This window comes from Cellulomonas shaoxiangyii (genome assembly GCF_004798685.1).
Taxonomy (GTDB): domain Bacteria; phylum Actinomycetota; class Actinomycetes; order Actinomycetales; family Cellulomonadaceae; genus Cellulomonas; species Cellulomonas shaoxiangyii.
The window spans coordinates 293,864-311,038 of record NZ_CP039291.1; the positions used below are offsets into that span (position 1 = coordinate 293,864).

The window sequence follows — 17,175 nt, forward strand, 5'->3', positions numbered from 1 at the left end:
GGAGGCCCCCGTGTCCCACTCCCGCTCGTCCGACACCGACAACACCGCCCTGCAGTGGGCCCACGGGCTCGAGGCGGACGCCCGCCTCGACCGCCCCGTGGCGGCCGCGCGCGCGGCGTACGCGCCCCTGCTCTCGCACGACCGCATCCGCGGCCTGCTGAACGGCGAGCCGATCGGCCACGCGCTGCACCCGCTGATGACGGACCTGCCGCTGGGCCTGTGGATCAGCGCGACGACGCTGGACCTCGTCGGCGGCGAGGACGCGGAGCATGCCGCGGACCGGCTCCTCGGGCTCGGTGTGCTGGCGGCGCTGCCCACGGCGCTGACCGGTGCGGCCGACTGGTTCAACGGCAACCGGCGCGTGCAGCGCGTCGGTGCGGTGCACGCCGCGCTCAACAGCGTGGGGCTCGGCATGTACGCGGGCGCCTACCTGCTGCGCAAGAAGGGCAGGCGCGGGCTCGGCAAGGCGGTCGTGCTGGCCGCCGGCGCCGTCGTGGGTGTCAGCGGGTACCTCGGCGGGCACATGACGATCGTGCAGAAGTACCCCGAGGGCGGCCTCGCCGACTGACGTCCCGGCGGGGCGCCGGGGGAGGTGTCCGGGCCCCTCAGGCGTGCGGCGCGCCCGGGCGCGGTGCCGCCTGAGCCGCGGTCTCGCAGGCGGCGACGGTCGCGCCGCCCGTCGCGCTCGGGCTCAGGTCCTCGACCCGCCGCTGGCCGGGTGCGTCCGGCGCCGGCGCGCGGCTGCCGGCCCGCGGCCGCAGCACGGGCAGCGCGACGAGCGTCGCGACGAGCGCGGCGGCCGCGGCGACGACGACGACGAGGAACCCCGCGTGGGCCCCGGCGGCGTCGATGCGCGACCCGGCGACCGACGACCCGACGGACACCCCGACACCGAGGGCCGTGCTGACCCAGGTCAGCCCCTCGGTGAGCCGGCCCGCCGGCACGAGCCCCTGCACCAGCGCGTTGCCGTTGATGAGCGTGGGCGCGATCGAGAACCCGACGACGAACATGACGACGGCCAGCACGGTGAGCGACTGCGCGAGGAAGAACGCGCACACGCCGAACGCCAGGGCGATGACCCCGATCGCGAACCGGCGGTGCACCGGGGAGGCCCAGTGCCGGGCGCCGTAGAGCAGGCCGGACAGGAGCGAGCCGAGCGCGAACACGGCGAGCACGACGCCCGCCATCCCGGGGCGGCCGACCTCCTCCGCGAACGCCACGGTGGACACGTCGGTGGCGCCGAAGATCGCGCCCATGGCGATGAAGACCACGACGAGCACGACCATGCCGGGGGAGCGCAGCACGCTCCCGCGCGGCCGGTCGGCGACGGGCAGGGTGCCCGTGGCGGGTGGCTCGGTGGGGCGCTGCGCGAGGAACCAGATCCCGCCGACGACCATCGCGACGACGGGCACGACGAGCCCGGCGGCGGGCGCCACGGACGTGGCCAGCACGGTCGCCAGCACGGGGCCGATGACGAAGACGAGCTCGTCGAGCGCGGACTCGAGCGAGAACGCGGTGTGCACGCCGCGCGGGTCCTCGCCCAGCGCGTGGGTCCAGCGGGCGCGCACGAGCGCCCCGAAGGACCCGATCGTCGACCCCGCGAGCACGGCGGCGGCGTACAGCCACACCGGGTGCGCCCGCTGCGTGGCGGCGAGGACGAGCAGCACGATCCCGGCGGCGGACACGAGCACCGCGGGCCGCATGACGCGCGCCTGCCCGTACCGGTCGACGAACCGCGCGATCTGCGGGGAGCACGCCGCCTGCGCGACGACGAACACGGCGGAGACCCGCCCGGCCAGGCCGTACGAGCCGTACAGCGCCTCGACCATGAGGACGATGCCGATGCCGACCATCGACATGGGCATGCGGGCCACGACGCCGGCGGACGAGAACGCGAGTGCGCCGGGACGCGCGAGGACGTCCCGGTAGGGCTGGAGCATGCCCTCACTCTCGCACCCGGCGGCGACACCTCCGCGCCCCGGTCCGCGCCGGTGGTTCCTCTCCGGCTGCGGCGCCCGCGCCGGTCGACGATGATCGCGGCATGACCGATGTCGTCGTGACGGACGTGCCGGACGCGCTGCGCTTCGAGGCGCGCACGCCGGGCGGCGACCTGGTCGGCACCGCCGCGTACGAGCGGCGGGGGGACGACGTCGTCCTCACCCACACCGTCGTGGAGCCCGCGGCGGAGGGGCACGGGATCGGCAGCGCGCTCGTGCGGCAGGCCCTCGACCAGCTGCGTGCGGCGGGCGCCCGGGTGGTGCCGCAGTGCGCCTTCGTGCGCGCGTTCGTGGCGGAGCACCCCGAGTACCGCGACATGGTGATCGATCACTGAACGTCCGGCCAGCGCTCGCGCGCGCGTCCAAATGAGTGAGATCTACGTCACACCGCCACGGCCGTTTCGTGCATCCTGGACATTTGTACGACTAGGCCTCTGACCTGCGCAATAACCCGGTCTGTCCGGGGCGGTCATGGACATCTGTCCGATTAGACCGTTTGCGAAATCATGACTGATACGAATTTGTGGTCACTCGTTCGTGCGGTGCATCGTCACCCCATCGAGGCACGGCGACGCACCCAGCGGCGGCCGGTACCGCCGCGGAGCAGGACCGGACGAAGGGGCCGGCCGCACCGCCCGGCCCTCGCGCCACGCGGCCCCGGCCGCTCACGTCCCGACGCCCGGCCGGCCACCCCGACCCGCGCGTCATGCGGCTGCGCCGACGACGCCCCAGCCGGACCGCCGACCGCCCGGTTCTCAGGAGCGCGACTTGTTCATCTTCATCCTGCAGATGCGGCACATGATCGAAGGCCCCCACCACGAGGTGTACCTCTTCGCGGTGTTCTCGGCCCTCGTCTGGGCCCTCTGGATCCTCAAGGTGGTGCTGTCCCGGCGCTACCGCCCCGTCACGGCGCCGTACGCCGTCGGCACGTCCGTCGTCGTCCCGGTCGTCGACGAGCCCCTCGAGCTGTTCCGCGACGTGCTCCGCCGCATCGTCGAGCAGCGCCCCGACGAGGTCATCGTCGTCATCAACGGCGCACCCAACCCCGACCTCGAGTCCGTCTGCGACGAGTTCGCACCCCTGGTCCAGCGCGTGCACACCCCCATCCCCGGCAAGCGCAACGCCGTGAAGATCGGCACCGAGATGTCGCGCGGGGAGATCACGGTGCTCGTCGACTCCGACACCGTCTGGACGGACGGCACGCTCGCCGAGCTGGTCAAGCCGTTCGCCGACGCGTCGGTCGGCGGCGTCACGACCCGCCAGCGCATCCTCGAGCCGAACCGCTCCTGGATCACCCGCTGGGCCGACTGGCTCGAGAACACCCGCGCCCTCTACTCGATGCCGGCGCAGTCGGTCCTCGGGCAGATCGGCTGCCTCCCGGGGCGGACCATCGCGTTCCGCCGCCGCATCCTCGTGCAGGTCATGGACGCGTTCATGCACGAGAAGTTCCTCGGCGTCTTCCTCGAGGTCTCGGACGACCGCACGCTGACGAACCTCACGCTCAAGGCCGGCTACCGCACGGTCTACCAGTACTCCAGCCTCGTCTACACCGACGCCCCGCTGCAGGTGAAGAAGCTGTTCAAGCAGCAGCTGCGCTGGTCGCGGGGCAGCCAGTACAACACCCTGCGGATGCTGCCCTGGATGCTCGGGCACGCACCCGTCCTGGCGATCTTCTTCCTCACCGACATCATCCTGCCGTTCCTGCTCTTCGGGACGATCGCCGGGTGGGTCTACCGCGCCGCCACCGGCACGGGCGTCAACCTCTACGAGGCGATCCTGCAGAGCGGCGCGGGCCTGCACGGCTGGGCGTGGGTCGTCGCGCTCATGATCGTGTCGTCGGTGCTGTCGATGGCGATCCGCCAGATCCGGCACCTGCAGGAGAAGCCCTCGGACTTCTTCCGCCTGCCCGTGTTCATCATCGTCTCGACGCTGTTCCTCATGCCCATCCGGCTCATCGGCTTCTTCCGCATGGCGCACGTCGCCGGCTGGGGCACCCGGGCCGGCGCCTACACGGCGGGCCAGGAGGACAGCGTCGGCGACGACCCCATGGCCGAGCTCGCGAGCACCCCCGGCGACGTCCCCGTCGACCTGGTCGACCGTGACGGCCCCCGCACGCCGGCGACCGGCACCCCGGCGCCGGGCACCGGTGACGGGCGCCTCGCGCTGCGGGCACCGGTCCGGCAGCGCACACGCGTCGAGCAGCCGCGCCGCACGCACAACCCCCTGGCCCTCGTCCCCTACGCGATCGGGATCATGATGTTCGCACTCATGGCGGTGTTCTATGTCTGAGCGCACCGGGAACCACTGGTGGACCATGACGGGCCGGCTGGGCTTCGCGGCCCGGCTCGGCGCCCTCGTCACGGCGCTCGCCCTCGGAGCCGTGACCGGCATCGTGTGGCTGTCCCCGTCGGGCGCGTCGCCCGGCAGCCCCAAGACCGAGGCCGAGCTGCGGCTCGAGCGCGAGGTCGCCGACCTCCAGGCCGTCCTCGCGGACCGTGACGACGAGCTCGCCGCGATCGAGCGCGGCCACACCAAGTCGGCGACCGAGCGCGCCGCGGGGGCCGAGCGCGGCAAGGCGAAGGCGGCGCAGGAGCGCGCCGCGGCGGCCGCCGCCGGCAAGGCGAAGGCGGCGGGCGACCAGGCCGCGTCCGCCGCGGCCGGCAGGGCGAAGGCGGCCGCCGAGCGTGCCGCCGCGGCCGAGGCCGGGCGCACCAAGGCCGCGGCCGAGCGTGCCGCCGCCGACCGGCGCGGCCAGCAGAAGGCGGCGCTCGAGCGCCAGCTCGCCGACGCGCGCGGAGCCGCCGAGGGTGCGGCGATCCGCGAGGCCGTGGCGCGCCAGGCGGCGGACGCGGCGGCGGCCGCCCGTGCGGCCCGTGAGGCGGCGGCCCGGCCGGTGAAGCCGACGGCCCCGTCGCTGGCGAGCCTGCTGCAGCCCGCGGACCGGTACTTCGGCCTGTACACGCCGCAGTCGCCGTTCAACTGGGCCGAGGTCGACGACGTGGCAGGACAGGTCGGCGTCGCGCCCGACATGGCCGGCTACTTCCAGGGCTGGGACACCCCGTTCCGGCCCGACGCGGTGACGCGCTCCTGGAGCAAGGGGATGCTGCCCATGCTCACGTGGGAGTCGCGCCCGATGGCCGCCGGCAACGACCAGGTCGACGAGCCCGAGTACGCGCTGCCGCGCATCATCGACGGCGCGTTCGACGAGTACCTGCGCCAGTACGCCCGTGAGATCCGGGACCTCGGCCTGCCCATGGCGATCCGCCTGAACCACGAGATGAACGGCTCCTGGTACCCGTGGGCCGAGCAGGGCAGCCAGGGCGTGCCGATCAACGGCAACCGCTCGGGCGACTTCGTGGCGATGTGGCGCCACGTGCACGACATCTTCGAGGCCGAGGGTGCGAACGCCCACGTCATCTGGGTGTGGGCGCCGAACATCGTCAACCGGCTCCCCGCGGTCAACCAGTCGCTCGAGTACACGCGGAGCCTGTACCCCGGCGACGAGTACGTCGACTGGGTGGGCCTGTCCGGCTACTTCCGCCCGCCGTACGCGGACGGTCAGCAGCCGACGTTCGACGACACGTTCGGGCGCTCGCTCACGCAGCTGCGGGCCATCACCTCCAAGCCCGTCGTCCTCGCGGAGATCGGGGCGTCGGAGAGCGGCGGGGAGAAGGGCGCGTGGGTCACGGACCTGTTCGACGCGCTCGCGCGTCCGGAGAACACGGACGTCATCGGCATGGCCTGGTTCCACCACTCCGTCACGACGATCACCGGTGGCGAGCGGGTGACGAACGACTGGCGGATCACGTCGCGGGCGGACTCCCAGGCCGCGTTCGTCGAGGGCATCCGTGACCCGGCGGCGAGGTTCCTGCCCGGTGCCCCGCTCGGTGCGGCGAGCACGCTCGCCGCACCCGCGGCCCGGCTCGCCGCGCCGGCCGATCCGGTGGCGGCGGTGCTGGCCCCGGCCGAGCCCGCCCCCGCCGGGCCGGCCCCCGCCGAGCCCGCCCCGCTCCCGGGCGCACCGGCCGATCCGGCCCCGGCCGAGGCGCCCGCCGCCCCGGTGCAGGGCCCGCCCACGCCCGCCCCCGCGGGTCCCACGGCGACGCCGGCCCCGGCGTCCCCGACCCGCACGGACGGCCCGGCTCCCACGCCGACGCCGACCGTGTCGCGCACCCGATGAGCCCCCGCAGCCCCGGTGCGGGCGCGTCCCCCGCGCCCGCACCCCTCGACACCCGGAGCGCCGCCATGGCCACCACCAAGGTCCCCCGCACGACCCCTCGCCCCACCGACGAGCACGCCGTTCCCGCCCCGGAGCTCGCGCCGGCACCCGCCCCCGCGGACGCTCCGCTCCGCATCACGGTGCTGGGCACCGGGTACCTGGGTGCGACGCACGCGGTGGCGATGGCGGAGCTGGGTTTCGACGTGACGGGGGTGGATACCGATCAGTCGAAGGTGGACGCCCTGGCGGCGGGGAAGGTGCCGTTCTTCGAGCCGGGGTTGGACGTGCTGCTGGAGAAGAACCTGGCCACGGGGCGGCTGCGGTTCACGACGGACGTGGCCTCGGCGGTCAGTCAGGGTGATGTGCACTTCGTGTGTGTGGGGACCCCGCAGCAGCGGACCTCGCACGCGGCGGACCTGCGGTTCGTGGAGGCCGCGACGAGCGCGATCGCGCGGCACCTGACCAAGGACGCGGTGATCGTGGGCAAGTCGACGGTGCCGGTGGGGACCGCGGCGCGGCTGCGGGAGCTGGTCGCGAGGGAGGCGCCGGCGGGGGTGGAGGCCGAGCTGGTGTGGAACCCGGAGTTCCTGCGGGAGGGCAAGGCCGTCGCGGACACCCTGCACCCGGACCGGATCGTGCTCGGTGGGACGTCCCCGAAGGCGGAGGCCGTCCTCCGGACCGTCTATGCCGGTCCGATCGCCGAGGGCACCCCGGTGGTGGTGTGTGACCTGCCGACCGCGGAGCTGGTCAAGGTCAGTGCGAACGCGTTCCTGGCGACGAAGATCTCGTTCATCAACGCGATCGCGGGGGTCTGCGAGGCCGCCGGCGCGGACGTGACGGTCCTGGCCGACGCCCTCGGGCACGACGTGCGCATCGGGCGCCAGTTCCTCGACGCCGGGCTCGGGTTCGGCGGCGGGTGCCTGCCCAAGGACATCCGCGCGCTGATGCACCGCGCGAACGAGCTCGGCGCCTACCGGGCGTCGGCGCTGCTGCAGCAGGTCGACGAGATCAACATGGGCCAGCGTGAGCGGGTCATCGACCTGGCCCTGGCCGCGTGCGACGGGTCGGTGCTGAACAAGCGCGTCGGGGTCCTGGGTGCGGCGTTCAAGCCGCTGACCGACGACGTGCGTGACTCCCCGGCGCTGAACGTCGCGGCGGCGTTGCACCTGCGCGGGGCGCAGGTCACGGTCTACGACCCCGAGGCCGGTGACACCGCGCGCCGGCTGTTCCCGACCCTGTCCTACGCGACCTCCGCGGAGGAGGCCGTCGAGGGCGCCGACGTCGTCCTGGTCCTGACCGAGTGGGACGAGTTCCTCACCGCCGACGCCGCGCGGCTGGCGCCGCTGACGCACCGGGCGAAGGTCATCGACGCCCGCGGCAAGCTCTCCGCGGACGCCTGGCGCGAGGCCGGGTGGCAGTTCACCGGACTGGGGCGCGTCGCCGCCTGACCACAGCCGCACCCGTACGACCGTGAGCGCGCGGTCCGGCCCCTCCCGGGGGTCGGGCCGCGCGCTCCTGCGTGGGTGGGCGCGGGCCCGACGCGGACGATCGCGCGCTGCACAACTCCGGACCGCCCGGCGCCGCGCTGGACGCCGGGATCGTCCCGGCCGCGGCCCGCCGGCGGGGTGAGACGTGCGTCACGCGGGCCGTCGCGACGGGCGCCCCATCGGGGGAGGCGAACCGCGTCTGCGACCAGCGAATTCACCCCGTTGCCCGGCTTTGTCCAGGACGCGCGTCCAGAACGAGCGTTCACATCGAATTTTCCCTGGGCGCCTATCGCGGTGCGCGACGGGGCCTGCAAGGTGGGCTCGCACCACTGCACCGGTGGCGCCGCATCCAGCGGCGCTACGGCCTCGAGGCCGTCGACCGCACGCACCGGGTCGACCCTCCGGACCACGCTCCTGCTGCGCGCCGATGACGCCGTCAGCTCATCCGCCACCGGCACCGCCAGGAGACCCATGTTCATCTTCATCCTGCAGCTACGGCACATGCTCGAGGGCCAGAACGAGATCTACCTCTTCGCGGTCTTCTCGGCCCTCGTCTGGGCGCTCTGGATCCTCAAGGTCGTGCTGTCCCGGCGGTACCGCCCCGTCACGGCGCCGTACGCCGTCGGCACGTCCGTCGTCGTCCCGGTCGTCGACGAGCCCCTCGAGCTGTTCCGCGACGTGCTCCGCCGCATCGTCGAGCAGCGCCCCGACGAGGTCATCGTCGTCATCAACGGCGCACCCAACCCCGACCTCGAGTCCGTCTGCGACGAGTTCGCACCCCTGGTCCAGCGCGTGCACACCCCCATCCCCGGCAAGCGCAACGCCGTGAAGATCGGCACGCAGATGTCGCGCGGGGAGATCACGGTGCTCGTCGACTCCGACACGGTCTGGACCGAGAACACCCTGTCGGAGCTGGTCAAGCCGTTCGCGGACCCGTCGGTCGGCGGCGTCACGACGCGCCAGCGGATCCTCGAGCCGAACCGCTCCTGGATCACCCGCTGGGCCGACTGGCTCGAGAACACCCGCGCCCTCTACTCCATGCCCGCGCAGTCGGTGCTGGGCCAGGTCGGCTGCCTGCCGGGCCGGACCATCGCGTTCCGCCGCCGCATCCTCATGCAGGTCATGGACGCGTTCATGCACGAGAAGTTCCTCGGCGTCTTCCTCGAGGTCTCGGACGACCGCACGCTGACGAACCTCACGCTCAAGGCCGGCTACCGGACCGTGTACCAGTACACGAGCCTCGTCTACACGGACGCCCCGCTGAAGATCAAGAAGCTCGCCAAGCAGCAGCTGCGCTGGGCCCGCGGGAGCCAGTACAACACCCTGCGGATGCTGCCCTGGATGGTCGGGCACGCACCCGTGCTGGCCGTCTTCTTCGTCACCGACATCCTGCTGCCGTTCCTGCTGTTCGGGACGATCGCGGGCTGGGTCTACCGCGCCGCGTCCGGCACGGGCACGAACCTCTACGAGGCGATCCTGCAGAGCACGACCGAGCTGCAGGGCTGGGCGTGGGTGGTCGGCCTCATGATCGTGTCGTCGGTGCTGTCGATGGCGATCCGCCAGATCCGGCACCTGCAGGAGAAGCCCTCGGACTTCTTCCGCCTGCCCGTGTTCATCATCGTCTCGACGCTGTTCCTCATGCCGATCCGGCTGCTCGGCTTCTTCCGCATGGCGCACGTCGCCGGCTGGGGCACCCGGGCCGGCGCGTACACCGCCGGTCAGGACGGCGGCACCGACGCCGACCTGATGGCGGAGCTCGAGAGCGTCCGCGAGGCGGACGCCCCGGTCGACCTCGTCGACCGGACCCCGCCCGGCGGCACGCCCGTCGTCGCGGGCGCCGTCACCGGCCCCGCCGGTGCACCCGGTGCGAGCCCCGGCACGGCGCGGCTCGCGCTGCGCACCCGGGCCCGCGACCGCGCCCAGGTCCGCGGGGCGGTCCCCGCCCCACGCCCACGTCGCAACCCGCTCGCCCTCGTCCCCTACGCGATCGGACTCGCGATGTTCGCCCTCATGGCGGTGTTCTATGTCTGAGCCCACGAGCACGCCCACCCGGCACTGGTGGACCCTCACGGGGCGGCTGGGCCTGGCCGCCCGGCTCGGTGCCCTCGTCCTCGCCCTCGCCCTGGGCGCCGTCAGCGGCATCGTGTGGCTCTCGCCCTCGGGCGCGGTCACGTCCGCCGAGAAGACCGAGCTCGAGAAGCAGCTCGAGCTGGAGAACGCCGACCTCAAGGCCGTCCTCGCGGACCGCGAGGACGAGCTGTCCGCCCTGGAACGCTCGCAGGCCAAGGCGAAGACCGAGCGGCAGGCGGCCGTCGAGCGGGGCCGCGAGAAGGGGGCCGCTGAGAAGGCGGCGGCCAAGGCCGCCGAGGAGCGCAGCGCGCAGAAGGCTGCCGCCGAGAAGACCGCGGCGGCCCAGCGCGGCAAGCAGAAGGCCGCCCGCGACAAGGCCGCGGCGGCCCAGCGCGGCAAGCAGAAGGCCTCGGGCGAGAAGGCGACTGCCGGCGCGCGGGCCAAGCAGCGGGCCGCCGCCGAGCGGGCCGAGGCCGAGCGCCGCACCGCGCAGAAGGTGTCGCTGGAGAAGCAGGCGGCCGACGCGCGAGGTGCGCTCGACGCCGCCCGGCAGGCCGCCGCGCACGCCGCTGCGCTGGCCGCGGCCGAGAAGGCGCGCGGCGACGACCTGAGCGACCAGCTCAACAACCCGGCACCCAAGCCGCCGCCCGCGCCGGCGCCCAAGCCGGTGACGCCGTCCCTCGCCGAGCTCATCGCACCGAAGGACCGGTACTTCGGGATGTACACGACCCAGTCGCCGTTCAACTGGGCCGAGTTCGACGACATCACGCGCAAGGTCCAGGCCACGCCCGACATGTCGGGGTACTTCCAGGGCTGGGACGGCGACTTCCGCCCGGACGCCGTCACGCGCTCGTGGCAGAAGGGCATGCTCCCGCTGCTCACGTGGGAGTCGCGGCCCATGAACGCCGCGAACGACCAGGCGATCGACCCGAACTACTCCCTGCCGGTCATCATCGGCGGGAAGTACGACGACTACCTGCGCAAGTACGCCCGCGACGTGGCCGCCCACGGCATGCCGCTCGCGATCCGCCTCAACCACGAGATGAACGGCTCCTGGTACCCGTGGGGCGAGCGCGAGTGGGGCGGCGGCCCGCTCAACGGCAACCGCAAGGGCGACTTCGTGAAGATGTGGCGCCACGTGCACGACATCTTCGAGGAGGAGGGCGCCAACGAGTACGTGCTGTGGGTCTGGGCGCCGAACATCGTCAACGCCCTGCCCGACTACGGCAAGAACTCCTCCTGGTACATGAAGTCGCTCTACCCGGGCGACGAGTACGTGGACTGGGTCGGCCTGTCCGGCTACTTCCGCCCGCCGTACCGCGCCGACCAGACGCCGACGTTCTCCTACACCTACGACCGCTCGCTCGGGCAGCTGCGGGAGATCACGGACAAGCCGATCCTGCTCGCGGAGATCGGGGCGTCGGAGGTCGGCAACCAGAAGCCGCAGTGGGTCGCGGACCTGTTCCGGGGCCTGGCCAGACCCGAGAACCAGGACATCATCGGCATCGCGTGGTTCCACCACACGGTGACGACGATCAGCGGGGGGCAGCGCGTCACGAACGACTGGCGCATCAACTCCCGCGCCGACTCCCTCCGGGCGTTCGTCGACGGGATCCACGACCCGGCCGCCGGCTTCGGGTACGAACCGCTCGCGTCGCCGCTCGCGGCGGCGACGACGGAGGCCGCACCCGCGGCCCCCGCCGAGCCGGCCCCCGCGGCACCGGCGGCGCCGGTCCAGGGCCCGCCGGCACCGGCCGCGCCGTCGCCGACGACCACGTCCCCGCCCGCACCGGCGGCGCCCGTCCCGGCGGCCCCGGAACCGGCGCCCGCACCGGCCCCGGAGCCCACCCCGGAGCCGACGGTCGCGGCCCTGGCGCCCGCCGGCGCCACGCCGTCACCCACGCCCTGACGGCCCCCCCGGCCGGCCGGCCGCGCCCACCGCGCGCCCGGTCGGCCGGGGCACCGGGCGCCCGCGCGCCCGTCGGACGCCCCGCGCGTCCCTCCGCTCTCGCCCGCCGGTCGTGCGTCTCCGCACGCCGGCGCCCCACCCCTACCCAGGGAGACGCCATGAAGAGCCTGCGCACCGCCGTCCGCCCGGACGCCCTCCCCACCCCCGACCTCGCCCCGACCTCGGCCCCGGATCTCGCCCCGCCCCCCGCGGACGCTCCGCTCCGCATCACGGTGCTGGGCACCGGTTACCTGGGTGCGACGCACGCGGTGGCGATGGCGGAGCTGGGTTTCGACGTGACGGGGGTGGATACCGATCAGTCGAAGGTGGACGCGTTGGCGGCGGGGAAGGTCCCGTTCTTCGAGCCGGGGTTGGACGTGCTGCTGGAGAAGAACCTGGCCACGGGGCGGCTGCGGTTCACGACGGACGTGGCGTCGGCGGTGTCGCAGGGTGATGTGCACTTCGTGTGTGTGGGCACTCCGCAGCAGCGGACCTCGCACGCGGCGGACCTGCGGTTCGTGGAGGCCGCGACGAGCGCGATCGCGCGGCACCTGACCAAGGACGCGGTGATCGTGGGCAAGTCGACGGTGCCGGTGGGGACCGCGGCGCGCCTGCGGGAGCTGGTGGCCCGTGAGGCGCCGGCGGGGGTGGAGGCGGAGCTGGTGTGGAACCCGGAGTTCCTGCGGGAGGGCAAGGCGGTGGCGGACACCCTGCACCCGGACCGGATCGTGCTGGGCGGGGTCTCGGCCAGGGCGGAGGCGACGCTGCGCAGGGTCTATGCCGGTCCGATCGGCGAGGGCACGCCGGTGGTGGTGTGTGACCTGCCGACCGCGGAGCTGGTGAAGGTGTCGGCGAACGCGTTCCTGGCGACGAAGATCTCGTTCATCAACGCGATCGCGGGGGTCTGCGAGGCCGCCGGCGCGGACGTCACGGTCCTGGCCGACGCCCTCGGGCACGACGTGCGCATCGGGCGCCAGTTCCTGGACGCCGGGCTCGGGTTCGGCGGCGGGTGCCTGCCCAAGGACATCCGCGCGCTGATGCACCGCGCGAACGAGCTCGGCGCCTACCGGGCGTCGGCGTTGTTGCAGCAGGTCGACGAGATCAACATGGGCCAGCGTGAGCGGGTCATCGACCTGGCCCTGGCCGCGTGCGACGGGTCGGTCCTGAACAAGCGCGTCGGGGTCCTGGGGGCGGCGTTCAAGCCGTTGACCGACGACGTGCGTGACTCCCCGGCGCTGAACGTGGCCGCGGCGTTGCACCTGCGCGGGGCGCAGGTCACGGTCTACGACCCCGAGGCCGGTGACACCGCGCGCCGGCTGTTCCCGACCCTGTCCTACGCGACCTCCGCCGAGGAGGCCGTCGAGGGCGCCGACGTCGTCCTGGTCCTGACCGAGTGGGACGAGTTCCTCCAGGTCGACCCGGCGGCCCTCGCGCCGCTGACCGCCAGCCCTCGCCTCATCGACGCCCGCGGCAAGCTCGCGGCCGACGCGTGGCGCGCCGCGGGCTGGCAGTTCACGGGTCTGGGACGCGTCGCCGCCTGACCCACCGACGCGGGCGCACGCGTGACGCGCCGAGGGCCCGACCGCGTGCCGGCGGTCGGGCCCTCGCGCGTCCGCGGCCGGAGCCGGTGCCTCAGGCGCCGAGCGCGTCGCTGACGACCTGCTTGGCCTCCTCCTGCACCCGCTGCAGGTGCTCGGGGGAGACGAAGGACTCGGCGTAGATCTTGTAGACGTCCTCGGTGCCCGACGGCCGCGCGGCGAACCAGGCGTTGTCCGTCGTCACCTTGAGGCCGCCGATCGCCGCGTCGTTGCCCGGCGCGTGCGTGAGGCGCGCGGTGATCGGCTCCCCGGCGAGCTGGGTCGCGGTGACCTGGTCGGCCGACAGCGCCGCGAGCGTCGCCTTCTGCTCGCGCGTGGCGGGCGCGTCGACGCGCGCGTAGAACGACTCGCCGAACCGGCCCACGAGCTCGGCGTGGTGCTGCGACGGGCTGCGGCCGGTCGTCGCGAGGATCTCCGAGGCCAGGAGGGCGGGCAGGATCCCGTCCTTGTCGGTGGTCCACACGGTGCCGTCGGTGCGCAGGAACGACGCCCCGGCGGACTCCTCGCCGCCGAACCCGACGGACCCGTCCACCAGCCCGGGCACGAACCACTTGAACCCGACCGGCACCTCGAGCAGGCGGCGGCCGAGCGACGCGGCGACGCGGTCGATCAGCGAGGACGACACGAGCGTCTTGCCGATCGCCGTGCCGTCCGGCCAGCCGGGCCGCGCCCCGCCGTAGAGGTAGGAGATCGCGACCGCGAGGGAGTGGTTGGGGTTCATCAGGCCCGCGTCGGGCGTGACGATGCCGTGCCGGTCGGCGTCGGCGTCGTTGCCGGTCGCGATGTCGAACGGCGCGGCGCCGCCCGCACCCGGGCGCATGCGCTCCAGCAGCGACGCCATCGCGTACGGCGACGAGCAGTCCATCCGGATCTTGCCGTCCCAGTCCAGCGTCATGAACGCCCAGCGCGGGTCGACCGTCGGGTTCACGACCGTCAGGTCGAGCCCGTACCGCTCGCCGATCGCGCCCCAGTACTCGACCGACGCGCCGCCCAGCGGGTCGGCGCCGATGCGCACGCCCGCGGCCCGGATCGCCTCGAGGTCGACGACGTTCGCGAGGTCGTCGACGTAGGAGGAGAGGTAGTCGTGCTTGCGCGTCGTGTCCGCGGCCAGCGCCTGCTCGACGCCCACGCGCGGCACGTTGCGCCAGCCGGAGCGCAGGATCTGGTTGGCGCGGTCGGCGATCCAGCCGGTCGCGTCGGAGCCGGCCGGCCCGCCGTGCGGCGGGTTGTACTTGAAGCCGCCGTCGCGCGGCGGGTTGTGCGACGGCGTGACGACGATGCCGTCGGCGAGCCCGGGCCCGGACGTGCGCACGCCCTCGCCGGTGCCGGCGCCGTTGTGCCGCAGGATCGCGAGCGAGACGGCGGGCGTCGGGGTCCAGGAGTCGCGCGCGTCGACGTGCACCTCGACGCCCGCCGCGGCGAGCACCTCGAGGGCGGTCGTGAACGCCGGCTCGGACAGCGCGTGCGTGTCCCGGCCGATGAACAGCGGGCCGTCGGTGCCCTGGCCGCGGCGGTACTCGACGATCGCGGCCGTGATGGCGACGATGTGGGCCTCGGTGAACGCGCCGTCCAGCGCGGACCCGCGGTGGCCGCTCGTGCCGAAGACCACCCGCTGCGCGGGGTCGTCGAGGTCCGGCTCGCGGTCGTGGTACGCCGCGAGCAGGGCGTCCACGTCGACGAGGTCGGACGGTTGGGCGGGGGTTCCGGCGCGCGGGTCCATGCGCCGATCCTCCCGCACGGGAGGGGCGCGCCGCACCCGGTCGGGCGTGCGTCCAACGCCGACACGTCGGGCCGGGCGTGATGTCCGCCGGCGGCGCACGCGCCGTGCGGCGGTCTGCGCGCCCCGGACGGAACGGCGTGCGAGCTCAGCGTGACCCGGCCGACGGGCCGCGCCGCAGGCCCCGCTGCGGGACGCGCACGCGCAGCGCGCCCGCGTCGACGTGCACGAGGAGCGGCTCGTCCGGCCCCACGGTGCCCGTGAGCTCGCCGTCGACGTCGAGGCGCAGGACGCGGTCCGTGACGACCCGGATCTCGGTGCCCGTGACGTGGCCCTTGTGCCCGAGCGGCCGCCACGGCGTCGTCGCCTGGTGCGCCGCCGCGGCGAGCACCGACGCCGGGTGCGCGCCGCCGAGCGCGTACGCGACGAGCAGGCGGTCGTCGATGCCGGCGTCGGCCGCGATGGCCGTGCCCGCGTGCACGCGGCCGTTGGCGACGTTGAGCTGGTGCGTGCGCACGTGCAGCACGCGACCGTCCACCGTCACCTCGGCCTCGAACGGCCGGTGCGTCGCGAGCGCCCGCGCCGCGGTGAGCGCGTACGCCGCCCGCCCGAGGTGCCGCTTGAGCGCGTGCGGCGTGCGCCCGGCCACCTCGGACGACAGGCCGACGCTCACCAGGTTCGCGAACCAGTCCCCGTTCGCGCGGCCGAGGTCGACGCCGACGGTGCGTCCGTGCGCGACGACGTCGAGCGCGGCGCCCAGGCGCAGCGGCAGGCCCAGGCTGCGGCCCGTGTTGTTCGTCGTCCCCAGCGGCAGGTAGCCCAGCACGGTGCGGCGCCCCGCGAGGTGGTCGACGACCGTCGCGAGCGTCCCGTCGCCGCCGCCCAGGACCAGCATCTCCGGGTCGGTCGCCAGCACGCGCGGGAGCAGGTCCGGGAGCTGGGCGGCCGGGTCCCGGACGACGTGGACGTCGAGCACCCGCACGCCGCGCTCGGTCAGCGCCGGCGCGATGCGGTCGTGCAGCGCGGCGCCGCGCCGGGACCGCGCGTTCACCACGACGACGGCCTCGGGCGCGCGCGAGGTCTCCGGCACGGCGGGCGCGGGCACGCGGCGGCGGTCGACGGGTGGCACCGGACCTCCCTGGACGAGGTGGACGTGCCTGGACGAGGTGGACGTGCGTCAAGGATGCCCGAAAGGCCCCGCCCCGCGCCGCGCGGACCCGTGCCGCGAGACCGTCGTCGAGGGGGCGTGAGGTGCCCGCCGACGCGGTCTCACGGGTCGCCGTCGGACGCCGCCCGGTAGCCTCGGCCCGTGCCCGCCAACGACACCTTCGTCCTGCGTCCCTTCGAGGGCCTGCCCGGTGAGCCCGACTGGGTCGCGCTCCGCGAGCTGGTCCCCGCCGCCACCGCGACCGCCCGGACCACCGCCGAGCACGGCGCGCGCGACGTCGTCGTGACGACCGTGCTGCCCAGCTCCTGGTCCGCGCTGCACCGCGCCGACGGCACCGTGCTGCTCGCCCTGCAGACCGGGACGAGCTCGGGCGACGCGAGCCGCGACCTTGCGACCGCGCTGCTGCTCGCGCTCGACGCCGAGCCCGGCACCGCGATCGAGACGATCGGCCTGCCGACGCCGGGTCCCCGCCTGCAGGACGTGCTCGACCTGTCCGTGCCGTTCGAGGTCACGGTCGAGGAGAGCTTCTCCTACTGGCTCGACCCCAGCACCGAGAAGACGCCGGAGCTCGAGGCCGCCATCGAGGAGGCCGACGCCGGCATCATCGACACCCGCAAGCTCGCCGCGGTGGACTCCGCCTACTGGTGCCGGATGGGCGCCAGGGAGTACGTGCGCTGGGCGCAGGCGGAGGACGAGCAGGTCGTGCTCGACGGCCTCGCGCGCCTGCACGGCCGCCGCGAGTCCGGCTTCGACGGCGGGCGCTTCCTCGGCTACTTCCGCGCCGCCGGCCTGGTCGTGCCCGTGTGGGAGCTCGCCCGCGGGTCCGAGGCCGACGACGTCGAGGCGCCCCTCGCCGAGTTCGCGCCGCGTCTGGCCGCGGCCATGGCCGACACCGCACCGCTCGACCCGAACGCCCGCCGCGCCCGTGCCGGGCTGGTCGCGCGGCAGGTCACGCTCCGCTGAATCGTGCG

Annotated in this window: 12 protein-coding genes; 9 read left to right on the forward strand and 3 right to left on the reverse strand. The window is 74.3% G+C overall.

Annotation, left to right across the window (positions count from 1 at the left end; all coding sequences use genetic code 11):
* Positions 1-10 precede the first annotated feature (10 nt).
* The gene (locus tag E5225_RS01355; protein ID WP_135974279.1) at positions 11-568 is read left to right on the forward strand and encodes a DUF2231 domain-containing protein; all 558 of its coding nucleotides are present in this window, start codon (positions 11-13) and stop codon (positions 566-568) included.
* Between the two features lie 37 nt (positions 569-605).
* Here the strand turns inward: E5225_RS01355 and E5225_RS01360 are convergent, their stop codons facing one another.
* On the reverse strand, positions 606-1,940 hold the full coding sequence (locus E5225_RS01360; protein WP_135974278.1) for an MFS transporter: 1,335 nt from the start codon (positions 1,938-1,940) through the stop codon (positions 606-608).
* Between the two features lie 101 nt (positions 1,941-2,041).
* On the opposite strand from E5225_RS01360, the gene E5225_RS01365 reads away from it, so the two are divergent.
* From E5225_RS01365 to E5225_RS01395, 7 genes are all read left to right on the forward strand, one after another.
* Positions 2,042-2,332 carry a GNAT family N-acetyltransferase gene (locus E5225_RS01365; protein ID WP_135974277.1) on the forward strand — a complete coding sequence of 97 codons (291 nt, stop codon included), beginning with the start codon at positions 2,042-2,044 and terminating at the stop codon, positions 2,330-2,332.
* A gap of 433 nt (positions 2,333-2,765) precedes the next feature.
* A complete protein-coding gene (locus E5225_RS01370) occupies positions 2,766-4,286 on the forward strand; it encodes a glycosyltransferase (RefSeq protein ID WP_135974276.1) in 1,521 nt (506 codons plus the stop codon).
* Entirely contained in the window at positions 4,279-6,177 is a 1,899-nt protein-coding gene (locus E5225_RS01375) for a glycoside hydrolase family 26 protein (protein WP_244243675.1), read from the forward strand. The genes E5225_RS01370 and E5225_RS01375 overlap by 8 nt, the downstream gene beginning before the upstream one ends.
* 65 nt (positions 6,178-6,242) lie before the next feature.
* Positions 6,243-7,664 carry a UDP-glucose dehydrogenase family protein gene (locus E5225_RS01380; protein ID WP_135975470.1) on the forward strand — a complete coding sequence of 474 codons (1,422 nt, stop codon included), beginning with the start codon at positions 6,243-6,245 and terminating at the stop codon, positions 7,662-7,664.
* A gap of 510 nt (positions 7,665-8,174) precedes the next feature.
* The gene (locus E5225_RS01385) at positions 8,175-9,734 is read left to right on the forward strand and encodes a glycosyltransferase (protein ID WP_135975472.1); all 1,560 of its coding nucleotides are present in this window, start codon (positions 8,175-8,177) and stop codon (positions 9,732-9,734) included.
* Complete coding sequence (locus tag E5225_RS01390; RefSeq protein ID WP_136225266.1) at positions 9,727-11,682, forward strand: glycosyl hydrolase; 1,956 nt, start codon at positions 9,727-9,729, stop codon at positions 11,680-11,682. Before E5225_RS01385 ends, E5225_RS01390 begins: the two co-directional genes overlap by 8 nt.
* 158 nt (positions 11,683-11,840) lie before the next feature.
* Complete coding sequence (locus E5225_RS01395) at positions 11,841-13,262, forward strand: UDP-glucose dehydrogenase family protein (protein ID WP_135972793.1); 1,422 nt, start codon at positions 11,841-11,843, stop codon at positions 13,260-13,262.
* 91 nt (positions 13,263-13,353) lie between these two features.
* On the opposite strand, the gene pgm is transcribed toward E5225_RS01395, so the two are convergent.
* Both pgm and E5225_RS01405 read right to left on the reverse strand, forming a co-directional pair.
* Positions 13,354-15,039, reverse strand: coding sequence for a phosphoglucomutase (alpha-D-glucose-1,6-bisphosphate-dependent) (gene pgm, locus E5225_RS01400; RefSeq protein WP_135972794.1), 1,686 nt, complete (start codon positions 15,037-15,039; stop codon positions 13,354-13,356).
* Positions 15,040-15,184: 145 nt separating this feature from the next.
* A complete protein-coding gene (locus E5225_RS01405) occupies positions 15,185-16,165 on the reverse strand; it encodes a diacylglycerol/lipid kinase family protein (RefSeq protein WP_135972795.1) in 981 nt (326 codons plus the stop codon).
* Between the two features lie 180 nt (positions 16,166-16,345).
* On the opposite strand from E5225_RS01405, the gene E5225_RS01410 reads away from it, so the two are divergent.
* A complete protein-coding gene (locus E5225_RS01410; RefSeq protein ID WP_135972796.1) occupies positions 16,346-17,167 on the forward strand; it encodes a DUF5926 family protein in 822 nt (273 codons plus the stop codon).
* Positions 17,168-17,175: the final 8 nt, after the last annotated feature.